This is a genomic window from Cetobacterium sp. (assembly GCF_051653945.1).
In the GTDB taxonomy this organism is placed as follows: domain Bacteria; phylum Fusobacteriota; class Fusobacteriia; order Fusobacteriales; family Fusobacteriaceae; genus Cetobacterium_A.
Window position 1 is genome coordinate 176938 of sequence record NZ_JBOFXD010000116.1, and the last position, 18265, is coordinate 195202.

The following is an 18265-nucleotide window of genomic DNA, read 5'->3' on the forward strand; positions in this document are numbered from 1 at the left end:
CTATTAATCTCCTTTCAAATCGTTATTTTTTTTCATTTAATATTTTTTCAGCTTCTTTATCCATTTTGAATAGAGTTTCTTTTACTAAACTTAAATAGTCATCTAAGTTAGCATCACTAGGAATCAGAATAGGGTCCCCAATTAAGCAAACCATTTTAGAAAAAGGTTTAGGCATTTGAAATTTATCCCAAGCTTTTTCAAAAATCCATTTATTACTAAAAGCGACTCCCACGGGAACTAAAGCTTTTCCAGATTTTTGGGCAAGATACAACATACCTGGTTTAACCTCATAAATAGGACCTTTAGGTCCATCTAATGGAGTCCCTGCACTATGACCATCTTTAACTAGCTTAATCAGTTTTAGAACTGATTTAATTGAATCCTTTCCAGAAGAACCTCTAACCAAAGTAAAACCCATTTTTTCTAAAGGGATAGAGATTAACTCCCCATCTTTAGATGGACTAGCTAGAACAGCTTTTTTTTCAGAAATATTAATTAGTCCTAAAGAGGCACCAACAAGTTTATTATGCCAGAAACCGCATACATAACTTTGTCCATCAATAAGTTCAGGACTTTTTATAATTTCTATTTTCATTGTTTTAGAAATAATTTTTAGTAGGTAGTAAAGCATTAAACCATATCTTTTATATTTATTATTTTCCATTAAAAATCCACCCATAATCAAAGTATTTTCAAATAATTATAACATAAATTTAAAGTAAAAAAAAGCACCAATACTTATTGTATCGGTGCTTAAAATTCAAACTAGAATAGACCTGGGATATTGATTCCACCAGTAACAGCAGACATCTCTTTCTCAGCTAACTCATCAGCTTGTCTCATAGCTTCAGTAACAGCAGAAAGAACAAGATCTTCTAACATCTCTTTATCTTCAACAGCATCTTTAATAGTCTCTTCAGATATTTTTATAGAAACGATATCTTTTTGTCCGTTAGCTTTTACTACAACAGCTCCTCCACCAACAGAAGCCTCAACTTCTTTTTCTTTTAATGATTCTTGAACAGAAAGCATTTGTTGCTGCATAGCTTGAGCTTGTCTTAAAATATCAGATTGAGAGTTTCCTCCAGTAGTTTTTTGTCCTTTTAGTTTTCTAACCAATTTAATCCCTCCTAGAATATATTGTGTAATTGTTATGATTATATCATAATAGAGAGTAACTTTTCAACTAGAGATTTAAAAGCTTAAGTATAAAATTGGTTTGAAGAATATATCTTCATTTTCAATTAAGTTTTTAAGATTTTCACTTTTAGTTAAAGATTTAAAAGAAAAAAAAGTTTGTATAGGAAATATTGTTGACTCAAACATTGTTTTCAAATCCTCTTCATAAGAAATTTCAGTAACAGAGTAATTATCATTTATATTTAAATCTGTAGCTAAACTTTTTATAGTTGCATTTATTCCACCAATAGAATCAATAAGTCCAATTTTAATAGCTTCATCCCCTAACCAAACTTTTCCTTGAGCTATTTTTTCAACTTCTTCTAATGGTAAATTTCTTCCGTAAGCAACTTTATTTAAAAACTCTTTATAGACCTTGAGATTAGAGTTATATATTTTCTCCTGTCTTTCAGGGGTCATTGGAGATGTTAAAGAGTATAAATCTGAATATTTACCATAAGATATATCATTCATATTGATACCAATTTTATTTGTAAGTTCTTTAACGTTTGGAATAAGACTAACAACTCCAATAGAACCAGTGATACTATTTTTATCAGCAAATATTTTTTTAGCAGCAGTTGAAATATAGTAACCACCTGAGGCTGCTACATTTCCAATAGAAACATATACAGGCTTTTCAACATTTTTAATAGCATTACAAATAATATCTGAAGCAAGTGCAGATCCACCAGGAGAATTGACTCTAATTACAATACCTTTAATATTGTCATCTTTTTCTGCTTTTTCCAAAGCAGAAATAAATTTATCAGGAGTTATAGTACTAGCAGTAGGGTTTTTAGAAGATGTATAGTTAATTTCACCATCAGCGTAAACTATTGCTATTTTATTATTAGATATTGTAGACTTAAAAGATGGAATATACTCCTCTATATTAGTTATATTTTCAATATTTTTTTCTTTTTTGAAATTCTCCCAATAATTTAAAGTACTTATTAAATTATATTTTTTTAAAGATTCCGATGACTCTCCCATCAATTCTCCTGAAAGAATTGTAGAGTTTAAACTATTAATTTCCATTGAACGATTCTTAGATAAATCTTCAAGAAAAAAAGAGTAACTTTTATCTAAGATTCTCTTTAAATCAGAACGATTTTCTTCAGACATTTCACTTCGAGTATAATTCTCACCATACGTTTTAAAATCTCCCACATGAATAACACTTACATCTATTCCTAATTTTTCAGTTAAACCTTTAAAGTATGGGATATCTTTATTATATCCAGTAATATTTACAGCAGTGGATGCTGCTGGAGGCATAATAGTTTCATTAGTATAACTGCTTATTAATAAAGAGTTATTATCTAACATAGCTCCATATGAATATACAGGTTTAGTTGAAGTTTTAAATTCATTTAAAACTTCTCCAAGCTCATCAATTTGACTTCTACTTAAAGAGTTGTCATCTAAAAATAATATGATTCCTTGAACATTAGAGTCTTCTTTGGCCATACTTATGTTATTTAAAAGTTGATAAAAATTTATACTCTTAGAGTTAAAATTAAGAGGATTTTGAATTAAAGTTTCGTTAAACTCTTTGGCCAAATCTATTTTTAAGTATGATTTTTTAGTAATAGGACTTTTTTTAGTTTTAGTAAAATAATTGAAAGCTAAAACTATTAAAACTAAAAGGAATACAAATTTTATTATCATTGAAGAGATTTCTCTAATGATAAATTTTAGAAAGTTAAAAATCCATTTAAGTAAAAACATATTAGATCTCTCCTTTCTCTTTTTTTAGTTCCTCTTCTAGAAGATCTAAAAGTCTATTAAATTCTGTAGCAACAGCATTAAAAGCATCCTTTTTACTTAAGTCAACACCAGCTTTTTTTAACTGATTCATAGGATGATCATTTCCACCAGATTTTAAAAGAGTAAGATACTCATTTTTTGCTTCTTCTCTTTCTTGAGGAGTATATTTTGCATTTGTGATTCTATCATATAGATTTGCTGATGAAGCAAAACTAGTTGCGTATTGGTATACGTAATACGGAGAGTTATAAAAATGGGGGATTCTTGCCCAAATAATCTTTTGTAATTCATCCATAGTTAATTCGCTTCCAAAATATTCTATAAATAAGTTTTCCATAATATTATTTAGAACTTCAGGAGTTATAGCACCACCATTTTCTACAATTTGATGTGCCTGATATTCATAATCAGCAAATAGGGACTGAATATAGTAAGTTCCAACAATTCCACCAATAGCTTGTTCAATAAGAGCTATTTTCTCTTTAGAATCAGTTGTATTTCTCAATATATTATCAAGCAGTAATCTTTCATTAAATGTTGATGCAACTTCAGCAACAAAGATTGTGTAGTTACTAATTGAGTATGGTTGATTTTTAGTAGATAACATAGAATGCATAGTATGTCCAAGTTCATGTGCTAAAGTAAAGACAGCATCCATTGTTCCGTTATAATTAAGTAACATATATGGATGTACATCATATATGTTTAAAGAATAGGCTCCACTTCTTTTGTTAGGTGTTTCATACACATCTAACCATCCTTCGCTTAGAGCCGTATTTAATCCATTATAATAATCTTCACCTAAAGGTTTAACAGATTCTAAAACTGTATTTTTAGCCTCCTCATATGTAAATTCTTTATTGTAATCTACAATATTTACAGAGTTATCATAATAGTGATAGTCAGATAAATTTAGAGCTTTTTTTCTTAAAGTTATATATCTTTTTAGAGGGGCTGTATTTTCTTTTGTAGATTCAATTAAAGATGTGTAAACATCTAAAGGAATATTTTTAGGATTTAAAGCTTTTTCTAAACTAGATTTATAATTTCTAGATTGAGCTGTGGCAAAATCTCTTTGCAAAATACTTTTATAAATTGAAGCGTATGTATTTTTATTAATATTAAAAGAGTTATAAAGAGCTTCGAAAACTTTTTTTCTATCCTCTTGGTTTCTATTAGTTGAAATTACTTTAGAATAAACTCCATTAGTAACAGTAGTTTTACTACCATCAGATAATTCAACCTCATTCCATTTAATATCTGAGGTAGATAATTCACTGTATATATCAGATGGAACACCTAGATATTGTCCAAAATATGATAATAATTTCTCTTTATCAGCAGATAAAACATGTTCTTGAAGTCTATAAATCTCCATTAAAGGGAATCTATTAGGTTCAAGAGTAGGATTTTCATCAATCCATATAATCATAGTTTCCTTAGGGATAGTTAATATTTCAGGCGTAATCCAAGATGAAGAGATAGAATAGTTTGCATAGATACTTTCAATTTCTTGAAGTTTAACAGAAGCTACTTCATTAGTTGAATCTAAATCTCTTTGTAAGTATGGATATAGATAAATTTTGTCTAAAAGTCTTGATATTTTCTCTTCAAGATCTATAAATTTAACAAAAGTTTCTGAATTTTTAGAAATCTCTCCTTGGTATTTAGGAACTTCTATCATAAGTTCTTTAAGTTTTATTAAATCAGTTTCCCATTGATTCCAATTGGGATAGATATCGTTTAAATCCCATTTATATTGTTGTGCAATTTCATCTCTATTTTTTAACATAGAAAACTCCTCCTTTTTTATTTTAGGTATTGGTTTTATTAAAGTATTTTGAGAATGTGACGATTTTTTTTCATAAAAATATTTACCAGCAAAAGCTAGATTTGCCATAAGAATAAGAACTATAAATTTCTTCATCTAATCCCCCTATATTCCTTTATTATATTTTATATATTACAACAAAAAATAAAAAATAGGAAGAAAAGCTTCAAACTTCTTCCTATCTTAATAGATTTTTTTAATTAACTATCCAGTTGATCTTTAGGTAATATTTTATTTAAGAAGACTCCAATTAGAGCTGCAATAGCAAGTCCAGATAAAGAAACTGTTTTCCAAATAATAATATTATCAATAGCAATCCCTAAAACAAATATAAGAGATGCAATTAAAAGGTTTCTTGAGTGAGAAAAATCAATTTCAGCATCTATAACAGTTCTAACTCCAACAGAAGCAATCATACCAAATAGTATAATAGATATTCCTCCCATAACTGGAGTTGGAATAGTTTGCAAAATAACTCCAAATTTTCCGATAAAACTTAGAACAATTGCGTAACAAGCTGCAATTCTTAAAATAGCAGGATCGTAAACTTTAGTAACAGCAAGAACACCAGTATTCTCTCCATAAGTTGTGTTGGCAGGTCCACCTAAGAATCCAGCAGCAACAGTAGCAACTCCATCCCCTAATAAAGTTCTTGAAATACCAGGATTTTTGAAGAAATCTTTACCAACAACAGCTCCATTTGTTGTAATATCTCCAATATGCTCGATAAAAACAACCAATGCGATAGGTGCAATTGCTAAAATAGCTGTTGCAGAAAATTTAGGTAAAGTTAGTAAGTCGTTTAATGCATCTCTAGAAAAACCAAACCAATTTGCTGCAGCAATAGGTGCAAAATCTACTAATCCTAAGAAAATAGAAACTATGTACCCAAGAATAACAGAGATTAAAATTGGAACTAATCTAAAAAATGATTTTTCTAAGATTGAAATAGTTATCATAGAAATTACAACTATAAGAGCAACAATAAGACTTTTTAAATCAAAGTGTCCATTTGAATATCCTGCCATAGAAAGGGCCACTGGGCTTAATCTTAATCCAATAACCATTATAATAGGTCCAACAACAACAGGTGGAAAGAACGTTTTTATCTTCTCAACACCAAAAACTTTAATCATCCAAGACATAAAAATGTAAACGAAACCAGCAGAGATAACTCCACCTTTAATAGCAGCAATTCCCTCTTCTTTTAAAACAAGAGCTAAGGCTCCGATAAAAGCGAATGATGACCCTAAAAATACAGGAACAATTCCCTTTGTACAAAGATGAAAAAGTAGTGTTCCTATCCCTGCTGAAAGTAAAGCTACTGATGGATTTAATCCAGTTAAAAATGGAACTAAAACAGTAGCTCCAAACATAGCTAATACGTGCTGAATTCCAAGTAAAAGTTTACTTTTTGTTGATAAATTAGTCATTATTAAAATCCTCCCTAAAATTTTATACTATTAAATAGCCTACATTATTTTAAGAGTATTGTCAATCTAAACTTAACGCACCAAGAAGTTTACCAGAACTAAAAGATATAAAAGCTTCATTAGAAGTAATAATATTACTTAAACAGGTAGAATCTCCTCTTTTTAAAGTGTGATTTTTAAGAGGATAAAAAAATCCTTCTAAAGTAAGATTTTCAATAGCATCTGAAAAAGGAATAAAGGATATTCTTTTATTTAAATTATTTTTTAAACCAAAGTTAGGTGTTACTAAAAAAAGTTTTTCAAATCTATCTATAAAGATAATATTCTTATATTTAAAAATAAGGTTTATATTTGTTAACATATGATCTATTCGACCACCTAATCCACCAACAACATAGATTTCATCATAATTTAAAGAGGTTACATATGATATTAAAAGTTCACCATCTGTAAAATCTTTGTCCTTATTAAATTTTTTTATAATAACATTATTAGATTTTAATAAATCTAGAGATATTTGGTCTAAAGAATCAAAATCTCCCCAGACCTCTTTAGGAATATAGTTTAATTCAAGTGCTTTTTTAGCACCACCATCAGCACAAAAAAGATGCTCAGTATTAATATTTAGATTATTATAAAAATCTTCACAATTAGGAAAATCTCCATTTAAAAATATAAAAGCTTTAGTCATCATCAATTTCTGTATCTACAACAATAAAAATTGGTAGATGATCAGAAACCTCCTTTCTTGTTTTAATAAAATCTCCTCTAGTAATATCGAGTGCACCACTTTGACCCTTAAACTCTTGAGTATATTTTTTTGAAATAAAAATATTATCATAAGAGTTTGCAAACCCTTTAGTTCCAACAGTTGTTTTTATTGACGGATCTAGAGTGTAAATAATATCATCACCATGATTAAAAATATCCTCAAAAGCTGAATCATTAGCAGGCAAATTAAAGTCACCTCCAATTAAAACGTCATTTTCATTAGGATCTAAATTTTGAAAATAATTGTAAACATTGATGAGTTTTTTTGCTTCAAATTGTCTTTGAGAGATTTTTTTCCCATATATAGAATGGATTAAAATATAGGTAAAATCAAAATTATTAATTTTAAATGTGGCTCCATATGGTTCACGAATAAAATCATCATTTTCATCAGGATAAAAACCTTCGCTTTTAATAAAATTGACTTTATTTTTTTTATATAAAAAAGCATAATATTCCTTATATTCATGAGTACCCACAGGATAAGGAGAAATTTCATATCCCCATTTTGAATCACTTATTTTTTCAACTTCAGATAGAAGTTGAAAGAGTCCCTTTTTATTCATAACTTCTACCAATCCAACAACGTCAAAAGGTTCAATGGATTTTGCTAAATGTTCATAGTCCTTAGTTCCTTTCCCCAATCTAAGAGCATTAAAACTTCCAATATAAGCCCTACTTTCAGGTTCCGTTGAAAAAGAAAAGGAAAAGATAGAGAATAATAGAACAAGAATTAACTTAAAAAACATATAAATCACCTCAAAAAAAATACCCTAGAAGGGTATTTTTAATAATTTTCAGGGAACATTATTTTTTCTACACCTTCAATGATAATATGTAGTATCATCATGTGTATCTCTTGAATTCTATCAGAAGTATTCCCAGGAATGATAAATTCATAATCACACATTCCCTTAAGTTTTCCTCCATCTTTACCAAGAAGTACACAAGTTTTAAGTCCCATTTTTTTAGCTGCTTCAACAGCTTTTATAACATTTGCTGAGTTTCCACTTGTAGAGATACCAATAAACATATCTCCCTCTTTTCCATAAGCTTCTACACCTCTAGAAAAGATATAGTCAAAACCATAATCATTTCCAACACAAGTTATATGTGATGAATCAGATAGAGATATAGCAGGTAGAGCTCTTCTATCTTTTCTAAATCTTCCAGTAAATTCTTCTGCAAAATGTAGAGCATCACAGTTGCTACCACCATTTCCACAGATTAGAACTTTATTTCCTAATTGAAATACATTAGCTAAATCTTTAGCTACTTTTTCTGTTTCTTTTTTTTCTGCTTCTTCTTTTATAAAGTTTTCTAAAAGAGAAGCTGTTATTTTATACGAATCTAATAAATTCATATTAGCCTCCTAAATTATAAAAATTAAAGTTTAAAATTTTTAACAAAATTAATAAATTTAATGATATGTGCAAGATTTTTCTTATCTTTAGTTATAACAATTTGATAAGAGTCTGTAACCTCATCAATAGTTCTAATAACTTTAAATTCATCACTCTGTATCTCTTTATATACAGCATAGTAAGGAAGGATAACGTTACCGATACCCTCTTTAACCATTCCTTTAATAACACCTAAGTTACCAAGTACAGGTATTTTTGTGTTGAAACAAATATGATTTTTATCCTCTAAATGACTGATAGCTTTATCATTGTTGTAGATATTTTTTCTAGAGATCAATGGTTCTTTAGAAACTGTTTCTAATTTTTGTGTATTTTTTGTACCAACAAGAATATATGGAACAGAACCTACAGTAATAACTTCTAAGTTAGGATCAGTTATATGTTCTTCATCTATTAGAAGAATATCTAATTCACCTTCTTTTAGTAGTTTTAAAAGCCAAGCCTTAGTAGAAATGGTAATATCGTATTCAATTTCATCGTGTAAAGAGATAAAATCTTTCATTAAAAGAGGAAGTAAAGGTTCACCAATAACAGACGTAGCTCCAATAGATATTTTAGCTTTATCTAAATTGATAATTCTTTCCATCTCTTTTTCAGCTCTTTTAACTTTTTCAAAAATTTCTTCTGCCATTTTAAAAAGAGCTTCCCCAGTGTAAGTTAATTTTATTTTCTTAGAACTTCTATCAAAAAGTTTAGAATTTAAAATCTCCTCAAATTTTTTAACTTGTATCGAAACCGCTGATTGATTTATGTATAATTTATTAGCTGCTTTAGTAAAACTTTTTTCTTTAGCTACCTCATAAAATATTCTTAAATAATGTAAATCCAATTGTATCACTCCCAACTATTATTATTATGTATAGTTACTATTCTATTTTAGCATAATTTTAACATAATGAATACAATTTATTTAAAAAAAGTAGTAGGAAGTAAATTCCTACTACTAAAAAAGCTTTAAAGTGATACTATTATTGGAAATTTTTTAAGTTTTCCATTAGCTTATCATACTTATCTTGGAACTCTTCTTGGATTCTTTTTTCTCTATCTAAGATATGAGCTGGAGCTTTAGATGTAAATCTTTCATCAGAAAGTTTAGCGTTAACTTTATCTAAATCTTTTTTAACTTTTTCAAGTTGCTCATTAATCTTTTTGATTTCTGTTTCAACATCTAGAAGACCAGTTAAAATCATGAATACTTCAGAATTTCCATTTACTCTGAATCCACTTTGTTCAGGAGTAGCAAGATCAGTTCCTACAGTTAACTCTTCAATTTTAGCAAGTTTAGTTATAAATAACTCATTAGCTTTTAATGTTTCTAATTCTGTAGGATTAGAAGTTCTAATAACAACTTTTGCTTCTTTAGCTGGAGAGATTCCTCTTTCTGCTCTAATATTTCTTAGTGATGAAATAAGACCTTGAATATATTCAAAAGCTTTTTCTTTATCATCGCTTACAAGAGAATCATTACAAACTGGATAATCAGCAAGCATGATAGTTTCCCCGTTTACTTTTATTTTTTGCCAAATCTCTTCAGTGATAAATGGCATAAATGGATGTAAAAGTTTTAATCCAGCCTCTAAAACTGTCCATAGAACATATTGAGCAGTTTGTCTAGATTTAACTCCTGATTCCTCTTTGTTATATAATCTAACTTTAGCTAATTCAACATACCAGTCACAGAAATCTCCTCTTAAAAACTCATAGATTGATTTAGCAGCTTCATCTAATTGGAATTTTTCTAATTTGTCAGCAACATCTTTAGAAGTTTTATTTAATTTAGAGAAAATCCACTCATCAACTAATTCAAGTTGAACATTTGATTTATCAAATGATTTTATATCGAAATCTTCAAGATTCATAAGAACAAATCTTGAAACATTCCAGATTTTATTAGCAAAGTTTCTACCCATCTCTATTAATTTTTCAGAGAAATGAACATCTTGACCTTGAGAAGTATTGTAAATCATTGTAAATCTAATGGCATCAGCACCGTATTCTCCAATTAAATTTAACGGATCTGGTGAGTTACCTAATGACTTAGACATCTTTCTACCAGCTTCATCTCTAACTATACCATGTAGATAAACATTATCAAAAGGAATATCATCCATAGTATACATACCAAACATTACCATTCTAGCAACCCAGAAGAATAAAATATCGGCACCAGTTACTAGAGTAGAAGTAGGATAGAATTTTTCTAATTCAACTGTTTTTTCAGGCCAACCTAAAGTTGAGAATGGCCATAAAGCAGATGAGAACCATGTATCTAAAACATCTGTTTCTTGAGTTAATTCAACATCTTTACCGTAGTGAGCTTTAGCTTGAGCATAAGCATCTTCATCTGTTTTAGCAACAAAAATATGCATATCAGGTCCATACCAAGCAGGTATTCTATGTCCCCACCAGATTTGTCTAGAGATACACCAATCTCTAATATTCTCTAGCCAGTTATAATAAACTTTTTCCCATCTTTTAGGCATAAGTTTTACTTTTCCATTTCTAACAACTTCTAAAGCTTTTTCAGCTAGAGGTTCCATTTTAACAAACCATTGTTTTGAAACTCTTGGTTCAACAACAGTGTTACATCTATAGCATCCTCCAACGTTGTGTGAGTGAGATTCAATTTTAACAAGGAACTCTTGTTCTTCTAAGTCAGAAACGATTTTCTTTCTAGCATCAAATCTATCCATTCCAGCGTAAGCAGGGTAATCGTTAACAACTTTTCCCTCAGGAGTCATCATATTGATAATAGGTAGATCAAATTTTTGTCCTAAAGCAAAGTCATTAGGGTCGTGAGCAGGAGTTATTTTAAGTGCTCCAGTTCCAAATTCCATATCAACATATTCGTCAGCAATAACAGGGATTTCTCTTCCAACCAGAGGTAAAATTACATTTTTACCAACAAGATGTGAGTATCTTTCGTCATTTGGATTAACTGCAATAGCTACGTCAGCAAGCATAGTTTCAGGTCTTGTAGTAGCTATAATTAAAAATTCTTCAGAATCTTTTACAGGATATTTAATATTCCATAGTGAACCAGCTTTTTCCTCATGATCAACTTCATCGTCAGCTAGAGCAGTACCACATCTAGGACACCAGTTAACCATGTATTCACCTTGATATATTAATCCATCATTGAAAAGTTTAATGAAAATATCTTTAACAGATTCAGAAAGACCTTGATCCATTGTAAATCTTTCTCTTTTCCAATCTAAAGAAGCGCCTATTTTTCTAAGTTGAGTTGTAATAACGCTACCATATTGCTCTTTCCATTCCCAAACTTGTTTAATAAACTCTTCTCTACCTAAATCCTCTTTAGTTAAACCTTCATCAGCTAATTTTCTTTCAACTTTATTTTGAGTTGCAATACCAGCGTGGTCAGTTCCAGGCATCCAAAGAGTATTGTATCCACTCATTCTTTTATATCTAACAAGCACATCTTGGATACTGTTATTAAGAATATGTCCCATATGTAATATACCAGTTACATTTGGAGGTGGAATAACAATAGAGTAGTTTGGTTTACTATCATCTAAAGTTGCAGCAAAAAAGTTTGACTCTTCCCAATATTTATACCATTTTCCCTCTATTTCATTAGGGGAATAAGTAGTTGCTAATTCATTCATTTTAAATCCTCCTATTCAATTTCTCCCTCTAAACAACTTTCAATATAATTTAAAATTTGTTCTTTTCCATTGTTATTTAATGATGAGTGGAAGAAGACATCATCATTATGGAAATCAATTTTTGTTCTAATATCTTTTAAAGCTTTAAATTTATCATTATTAGAAACTTTATCCATTTTTGTAAAAATTATTTTAAATGGAGTTCCATAATGGTCTAACCAATTAAGCATTTCAAGATCTTCACCACTAGGGATTCTTCTTATATCTAGTAGAACAAAAACAAGTTTTTTTCTAGGACTAGCAAGGTATCTCTCCATAGTTAATCCCCATTCTTTTTTCATCTCTTTAGGAACTTTCGCAAAACCATATCCAGGTAAATCAACAAAGAAAAATTCTTTGTTGATTAAAAAATAGTTAATTAACTGAGTTCTTCCAGGAGTTTTACTAGTTTTAGCTAACTTATTTCTTCCTGTAATACTATTTATAAGAGATGATTTTCCAACATTAGATCTTCCTACAAAAGCGAATTCAATATGCTTTAGCTCTTCAGGATAATCTTTTTCAAATACAGCTGATTTAGTAAAATCTGCTTGTTTTATATTCATTGTGTTACCTCTTTTCATTATTTTTCAAGAGCAAGTTTTTCAACATCTTCATATGTTGAAGCAAAGTATATTTTTATATCCTTCATTACTTCCTCAGGGATCTCTTCAACATCAACTTTATTCTCATCAGGTAAAATTATATTTTTAATTCCAGCTCTATGAGCTCCAATAACTTTTTCTTTGATTCCACCAACAGGTAAAACCTCACCAGTAATTGTAATTTCACCAGTCATAGCAAATGTTTGCTTAACTTTTCTTCCTGTTAAAACAGATAGAATAGTTGTAGTTATAGCAATACCAGCAGATGGACCATCTTTTGGTGTAGCTCCCTCAGGGAAATGAAGATGGATATCTCTTTTTTCTAAGACAGTTGAATCAATTTGGAATTTATCAAGGTTAGCTTTTAAGTATGTAAATGCAACCATTGCAGACTCTTTCATAACATTTCCAAGAGTACCAGTTAAAGAAAGACTTCCTTTACCTGGAATTTGAACTCCCTGAACCTCTAGAGTCATTCCACCAACAGATGTCCATGCTAAACCATTAACCACTCCAACTTTAGAAACTGCTTTTTTCATTTTTTCAGGTCTAAATTTAGGGTGTCCTAAATAAGACTCAAGATTTTTTACATTTATGCTAACTGATTTAGTTTCTGCATCAATAACTTTTCTAGCTACTTTTCTGAATAAAGATGAAATCTCTCTTTTCAAGTTTCTAACACCAGCTTCTTTAGTATACTCATCAATTATTTTTAATACAGCTTTATCAGTTATACTTATTTTTATATCATTTAGACCATTTTCATTTTGAGCTTGTTTAATTAGATAGTTATTAGCAATATGTAATTTTTCAAACTCTGTATACGATGAAAGATTTATAATCTCCATTCTATCTCTTAAAGGTCCTGGAATACTTCTTAAATCATTAGCTGTAGCAATAAAGAAAACTTTTGATAAATCAAAAGGCATATCTAAATAATGATCTTCAAAGTGCTTGTTTTGTTCAGGATCTAGAACTTCTAGCATTGCAGAAGCAGGATCGCCTTTGAAATCACTAGACATTTTGTCAATTTCGTCAAGTAATATAACTGGATTAACGCTACCAGCATTTTTTATAGCTTTAATAATTCTTCCAGGCATAGATCCAATATATGTTCTTCTATGACCTCTTATTTCAGCCTCATCTCTAACTCCTCCTAGAGAAACTCTAACAAAATTTCTACCAAGAGAATCAGCTACAGATTTAGCTAAAGATGTTTTACCAACTCCAGGTGGTCCTGCTAAACAAAGGATAGTTCCTTTCATGTTTGGGTTTAATTTTTTAACAGCTAAATAATCTAAGATTCTATCTTTAACATCTTTTAATCCATAGTGGTCTTTTTCTAAAACCTCATGAGCAATTTTTAAATCTAAAGTTTCTGGAGTGATTACTCCCCAAGGAAGCTCTAAAACCGACTCAATATACGCTCTAGAAACTGTAGCTTCTGCAGAATATGGTGCCATTTTTCCAAGTTTTTTTAATTCAGATTCAAGTTTTTGTTTTGCATCTTCAGGTAATGGAGAGTTTTTAACTTTATCATAAAGGTCATCAGTTTCTTCATCTCCACCAGTTTTTCCAAGTTCCTCTCTAAGAGTATTAATTTTTTCTCTTATAAAATAACTTTTTTGACTTTCATTAATTTTCTCTTTAACTTTTTGCTCTACTTTTAGTTCAATAGAAGCAATCTCAATTTCATCATTTAAAATTTCTAGTAATCTATATCCTCTTACATTAACATCTAAAATCTCTAAAAGTTCTACTTTTAAATTTTCTTCAATCTCTAAATTAAAGGCGATTGAATCGAAAATTTTACCAGCTTTTCTAAGACCTTTTAATTGAACCATTAATTCAGCACTAACTTGGTTAGTTAATGTAGAATATTCTTCAAATAAAGTGATAACTTTTCTCTTTAAAGCTGTTAGCTCAGGAGATGATTCTTCAGTTGCAGATATAACACTATACTCAGCAAATAAAATACCATCTTCTTCAATAACGTCTTCAATAAGAACTCTTTTATCAACTTCAATAAGAACTTTTATATTTTTATTAGGCAAAGGAATAGACTGTACAATATTTGCTAGAACTCCAATCTTGTGAACTCCTTCAGGAAGAACAGGATTTTCTTCTAGAGAATTTTTTTGTAGACTAAGAACTAATTTATTTTTTGTTTTCATTGCAAAATTCATCGTTAATAAGCTTCTTTCTCTTCCAACATAAAGAGGAGATGCTGTTCCAGGGAAAAGTACCATTTCCCTAGTAGGTAAAAAAGGTAATCTACTCATTAGTAATCACTCCTTAGTGTTCAATTTTAACTTTTGTTGAATCTTGAATTGAATCAGCATTAATTGTAACCTTTTTTATAGTTTTATCAGAAGGAATCTCAAACATCAGGTCTGTCATTATATTTTCAATAATAGATCTAAGACCTCTTGCACCGATTTTCCTATCTAAAGCTAAAGCTGCAATTTTTTTAAGAGCTTCATCTTCAAATTCAAGTCCAACATTTTCCATTTCAAAGAATTTTTGATATTGTTTTACAATTGAGTTTTTAGGTTCAGATAGAATCTTTATAAGAGCAGTTTCATCTAGAGGAGATAGTGTTGTAATAACAGGAAGTCTACCAACTAACTCTGGAATTATTCCTTGTTTAACTAAATCTTCTGGAAGAACTTTACCTAAAAGTTCAATTTCTTTTTCAGCTTCAATAGTATCTTGAGAAGCACCAAAACCAAGAACTTTTTTATTAGTTCTAGATTTTATAATTTTCTCCATTCCCTCAAAAGCTCCACCAACTATAAATAAAATGTTAGTAGTATCAATTTCTATAAGTTCTTGATTTGGATGTTTTCTTCCACCTTGTGGTGGAACTTGAGATTTTGTACCCTCAATAATTTTTAAAAGAGCTTGTTGAACTCCTTCTCCTGAAACATCTCTTGTGATAGAAACATTTTCAGATTTTCTTGCAATTTTATCTATTTCATCTATGTAGATAATTCCTCTTTCAGCAGCTTCTACGTTATAATCAGCAGCTTGTAACAATCTTACTAAAACATTTTCAACATCGTCTCCAACGTATCCAGCTTCAGTAAGTGTTGTGGCATCAGCAATTGCAAAAGGAACATGAAGTGTTCTTGCAAGAGTTTGTGCCAAAAGAGTTTTACCTGAACCAGTAGGTCCAATAAGAAGTACATTTGATTTTTGTAATTCAACATCTTTACTTCCTTGATCTTTATGCATTATTCTCTTATAGTGATTGTAAACAGATACAGCTAAGACTTTTTTACTTTCATCTTGACCAATAACATATTCATCAAGTTTTTCTTTAATTTCTTTAGGTGTAGGTAGCTTTACTCCTGTTAAAGAATGACCTGAAGAGTTTTCAGAATGCTTTTCACCATAGTAAATGTCATTTTCGTAACCAAGCATATCAAAACATGTTTCAATACACTCATCACATATAAATGATCCATCAATACCAGAGAAAAGTTTTGAAACTTCATCTTGTCCTCTTCCACAGAACGAGCAATGTTCTTTTTTGTTCATCTCTTCCCTCCTTATCTAATAAAAACATGATCTATTAGACCAAATTGTTTAGCTTCTTCAGCACTCATAAAATTATCTCTTTCAGTTGCAGATATTATTTCATCAACTGATTTATTTGTATTTTTGCTTAAAATTTTAGAAGTTAAATCCTTCATTCTTAAAATCTCTTTAGCTTGAATTTCAATATCTGTAGCTTGACCTTTAGCTCCACCAAGTGGTTGGTGAATCATAATTCTAGAGTTTTCAAGTGAATATCTTTTTCCTTTAGCCCCAGCAGAAAGTAATAGAGCCCCCATACTCGCAGCTTGTCCAATACAAACTGTTTGTACATCAGGCTTAATGTAATTCATAGTGTCATAGATTGCCATACCAGAAGTGATAACACCTCCAGGACTATTTATATACATAATTATATCTTTATTGGGATCTTCAGCTTCTAAAAATAGGAGTTGAGCAACAATTGCATTAGCTATTTGATCATCAATCTCACTACCTAAGAATATGATTCTATCCTTAAGAAGTCTTGAGTAGATGTCATAGGCTCTTTCACCTTTTCCTGTGTTTTCAATAACTGTTGGACTGTACATTTTTTTCCCTCCTTTAAAAACTTGCTTTAAAAATTTAAAGTTAAATACTTAAAAAATTTAGGTATTTAACACTAATTTTTTATTAAAGCAGTATTGAGTAGAGATAAAACTCTACTCAATATATTTTTTATTATTATTTTACGTTATTAACAATAACTTCTACAGCTTTTTGAGCTAAGCTCTCTGTTTTTAAGCTATGGTTGAACTCATCAAAGTTAGAATTTTTATTTAATTCAGCCTCTAATTGTTCTTTAGTCATACCGTACATTTTAGCAATCTCTTCAACTTTAGCGTTTAACTCTTCAGCAGTAACCTCTAAGTTTTCAGCTTTAGCGATAGCTTCTAAAACTAAATCAACTTGAACTTTGTTATGAGCCATTGGAGCTATTTGATTGAAAGCTTGCTCTTTAGTCATACCAGTCATTTTTAAGTATTGATCAAGATCCATTCCTTGCATAGCTAATTGTTGGTTCATTTCAGCCATTCTATTTTCTACTTCTCTAACTACCATAGATTTAGGTACATCAACTTTTGAATCAGCAACAACTTTTTGGATTAATTTTCCAACGAAGTTATTTTGAATTCTAGCTTCTTCTCTAGCTGTAATTTCAGCAGTTTTCTTAGCTTTTAAATCTTCAGCAGACTCAAATCCAGCTTCTTTTGCAAACTCTTCAGTTAACTCTGGCTTAGCTAAAGTTTTGATAGAGTTTATTTTTACTTTAAATGTAGCAGGTTTTCCAGCTAAAGCTTCAGCATGGTACTCAGCAGGGAAAGTTACATTGATTTCTCCCTCTTGTCCTACTGTATATCCAACTAATTGATCTTCAAATGTATCAATAAACATTTTTGATCCTAACTTTAATTGGTGAGAATCAGCTTTTCCACCTTCAAATGGAACACCGTCAACAAATCCTTCAAAAGCAAGATCTACAGTATTTCCCATTTCAGCTTTATGTCCTTCTGGAGCATCCTCTAATTTAGATTTTGCATTTAACATATTTTCAATTTCTTTATCTAAAAGATCATCAGTCATTTGGAAAGTTTCTTTTTCAACCTCTAAACCTTTGTATTCTCCTAAAGTAATTTCAGGATAAACATCAACTTTAAATGTTATTTCAAGAGAATCTTTCATGTTAGCAACAAGATCGTAAATGAAACTTACTGGAGCGATTTTTTCTTCAGCAACGATTTTTTCAAAGTTTGCTTTAAGAACAGAGTCAACAACCTCTTCTTTTATTGCATCAGCAAAAGCAGCTTCAACTTTGTTTAATGGTGCGTGTCCTTTTCTAAATCCAGGAACCTCTACTTTAGTAGCTAAAGTTTTAATAACCTCTGATTTAATTGGTGATAACTCTTCAGCTGTTAAAGTTAATGTAATCTCAGCTGCTGAGTGTTCGATTTTTTTTAATTCGTGTTTCATCATTTCCTCCTTAAAGTATTTATGTATTAAT

The 18265-nt window shown here is 29.9% G+C and carries 15 protein-coding genes; all 15 read right to left on the reverse strand.

The genetic code is table 11. The features are described from left to right. Positions 1 to 22: 22 nt before the first annotated feature. The 15 genes from ACRC8M_RS12995 to tig all read right to left on the reverse strand — a co-directional run bounded on the left by ACRC8M_RS12995 (position 23) and on the right by tig (position 18234). Positions 23 to 664, reverse strand: coding sequence for a lysophospholipid acyltransferase family protein (locus ACRC8M_RS12995; RefSeq protein ID WP_438529522.1), 642 nt, complete (start codon positions 662 to 664; stop codon positions 23 to 25). 101 nt (positions 665 to 765) lie between these two features. Then, positions 766 to 1119, reverse strand: coding sequence for a YbaB/EbfC family nucleoid-associated protein (locus ACRC8M_RS13000; protein WP_023050140.1), 354 nt, complete (start codon positions 1117 to 1119; stop codon positions 766 to 768). Between the two features lie 75 nt (positions 1120 to 1194). Beyond that, positions 1195 to 2913, reverse strand: coding sequence for a signal peptide peptidase SppA (gene sppA / locus ACRC8M_RS13005; protein ID WP_438529523.1), 1719 nt, complete (start codon positions 2911 to 2913; stop codon positions 1195 to 1197). Between the two features lies 1 nt (position 2914). Continuing rightward, on the reverse strand, positions 2915 to 4744 hold the full coding sequence (gene pepF / locus ACRC8M_RS13010; RefSeq protein ID WP_438529546.1) for an oligoendopeptidase F: 1830 nt from the start codon (positions 4742 to 4744) through the stop codon (positions 2915 to 2917). A 239-nt stretch (positions 4745 to 4983) separates the two neighbouring features. Continuing rightward, complete coding sequence (locus ACRC8M_RS13015; RefSeq protein WP_438529524.1) at positions 4984 to 6216, reverse strand: uracil-xanthine permease family protein; 1233 nt, start codon at positions 6214 to 6216, stop codon at positions 4984 to 4986. Positions 6217 to 6277: 61 nt separating this feature from the next. After that, positions 6278 to 6907 carry a thiamine diphosphokinase gene (locus ACRC8M_RS13020; protein WP_438529525.1) on the reverse strand — a complete coding sequence of 210 codons (630 nt, stop codon included), beginning with the start codon at positions 6905 to 6907 and terminating at the stop codon, positions 6278 to 6280. Then, entirely contained in the window at positions 6900 to 7736 is an 837-nt protein-coding gene (locus ACRC8M_RS13025) for an endonuclease/exonuclease/phosphatase family protein (protein WP_438529526.1), read from the reverse strand. The genes ACRC8M_RS13020 and ACRC8M_RS13025 overlap by 8 nt, the downstream gene beginning before the upstream one ends. A gap of 38 nt (positions 7737 to 7774) precedes the next feature. After that, complete coding sequence (gene gmhA, locus ACRC8M_RS13030; protein WP_438529527.1) at positions 7775 to 8350, reverse strand: D-sedoheptulose 7-phosphate isomerase; 576 nt, start codon at positions 8348 to 8350, stop codon at positions 7775 to 7777. Positions 8351 to 8373: 23 nt separating this feature from the next. Further along, positions 8374 to 9240, reverse strand: coding sequence for a LysR family transcriptional regulator (locus ACRC8M_RS13035; protein WP_040406562.1), 867 nt, complete (start codon positions 9238 to 9240; stop codon positions 8374 to 8376). Positions 9241 to 9379: 139 nt separating this feature from the next. Continuing rightward, complete coding sequence (locus tag ACRC8M_RS13040) at positions 9380 to 12040, reverse strand: valine--tRNA ligase (protein ID WP_438529528.1); 2661 nt, start codon at positions 12038 to 12040, stop codon at positions 9380 to 9382. An 11-nt stretch (positions 12041 to 12051) separates the two neighbouring features. After that, the gene (gene yihA, locus ACRC8M_RS13045; protein ID WP_438529529.1) at positions 12052 to 12645 is read right to left on the reverse strand and encodes a ribosome biogenesis GTP-binding protein YihA/YsxC; all 594 of its coding nucleotides are present in this window, start codon (positions 12643 to 12645) and stop codon (positions 12052 to 12054) included. A gap of 17 nt (positions 12646 to 12662) precedes the next feature. Continuing rightward, positions 12663 to 14966, reverse strand: coding sequence for an endopeptidase La (gene lon / locus ACRC8M_RS13050; RefSeq protein WP_438529530.1), 2304 nt, complete (start codon positions 14964 to 14966; stop codon positions 12663 to 12665). 13 nt (positions 14967 to 14979) lie between these two features. Beyond that, positions 14980 to 16227, reverse strand: coding sequence for an ATP-dependent Clp protease ATP-binding subunit ClpX (gene clpX, locus ACRC8M_RS13055; protein ID WP_438529531.1), 1248 nt, complete (start codon positions 16225 to 16227; stop codon positions 14980 to 14982). Between the two features lie 11 nt (positions 16228 to 16238). After that, the gene (gene clpP / locus ACRC8M_RS13060; protein ID WP_438529532.1) at positions 16239 to 16814 is read right to left on the reverse strand and encodes an ATP-dependent Clp endopeptidase proteolytic subunit ClpP; all 576 of its coding nucleotides are present in this window, start codon (positions 16812 to 16814) and stop codon (positions 16239 to 16241) included. Positions 16815 to 16947: 133 nt separating this feature from the next. After that, complete coding sequence (gene tig / locus ACRC8M_RS13065; protein WP_438529533.1) at positions 16948 to 18234, reverse strand: trigger factor; 1287 nt, start codon at positions 18232 to 18234, stop codon at positions 16948 to 16950. Positions 18235 to 18265 lie beyond the last annotated feature (31 nt).

Excerpts from the sequence above, each read along its gene's own strand:
- ACRC8M_RS12995 (WP_438529522.1), bottom strand. The coding sequence starts at position 664 with ATGGAAAATAATAAATATAAAAGATATGGTTTAATGCTTTACTACCTA.
- sppA (WP_438529523.1), bottom strand. The coding sequence starts at position 2,913 with ATGTTTTTACTTAAATGGATTTTTAACTTTCTAAAATTTATCATTAGA.
- pepF (WP_438529546.1), bottom strand. The coding sequence starts at position 4,744 with ATGTTAAAAAATAGAGATGAAATTGCACAACAATATAAATGGGATTTA.
- ACRC8M_RS13015 (WP_438529524.1), bottom strand. The coding sequence starts at position 6,216 with ATGACTAATTTATCAACAAAAAGTAAACTTTTACTTGGAATTCAGCAC.
- ACRC8M_RS13020 (WP_438529525.1), bottom strand. The coding sequence starts at position 6,907 with ATGACTAAAGCTTTTATATTTTTAAATGGAGATTTTCCTAATTGTGAA.
- ACRC8M_RS13025 (WP_438529526.1), bottom strand. The coding sequence starts at position 7,736 with ATGTTTTTTAAGTTAATTCTTGTTCTATTATTCTCTATCTTTTCCTTT.
- gmhA (WP_438529527.1), bottom strand. The coding sequence starts at position 8,350 with ATGAATTTATTAGATTCGTATAAAATAACAGCTTCTCTTTTAGAAAAC.
- ACRC8M_RS13040 (WP_438529528.1), bottom strand. The coding sequence starts at position 12,040 with ATGAATGAATTAGCAACTACTTATTCCCCTAATGAAATAGAGGGAAAA.
- yihA (WP_438529529.1), bottom strand. The coding sequence starts at position 12,645 with ATGAATATAAAACAAGCAGATTTTACTAAATCAGCTGTATTTGAAAAA.
- lon (WP_438529530.1), bottom strand. The coding sequence starts at position 14,966 with ATGAGTAGATTACCTTTTTTACCTACTAGGGAAATGGTACTTTTCCCT.
- clpX (WP_438529531.1), bottom strand. The coding sequence starts at position 16,227 with ATGAACAAAAAAGAACATTGCTCGTTCTGTGGAAGAGGACAAGATGAA.
- clpP (WP_438529532.1), bottom strand. The coding sequence starts at position 16,814 with ATGTACAGTCCAACAGTTATTGAAAACACAGGAAAAGGTGAAAGAGCC.
- tig (WP_438529533.1), bottom strand. The coding sequence starts at position 18,234 with ATGAAACACGAATTAAAAAAAATCGAACACTCAGCAGCTGAGATTACA.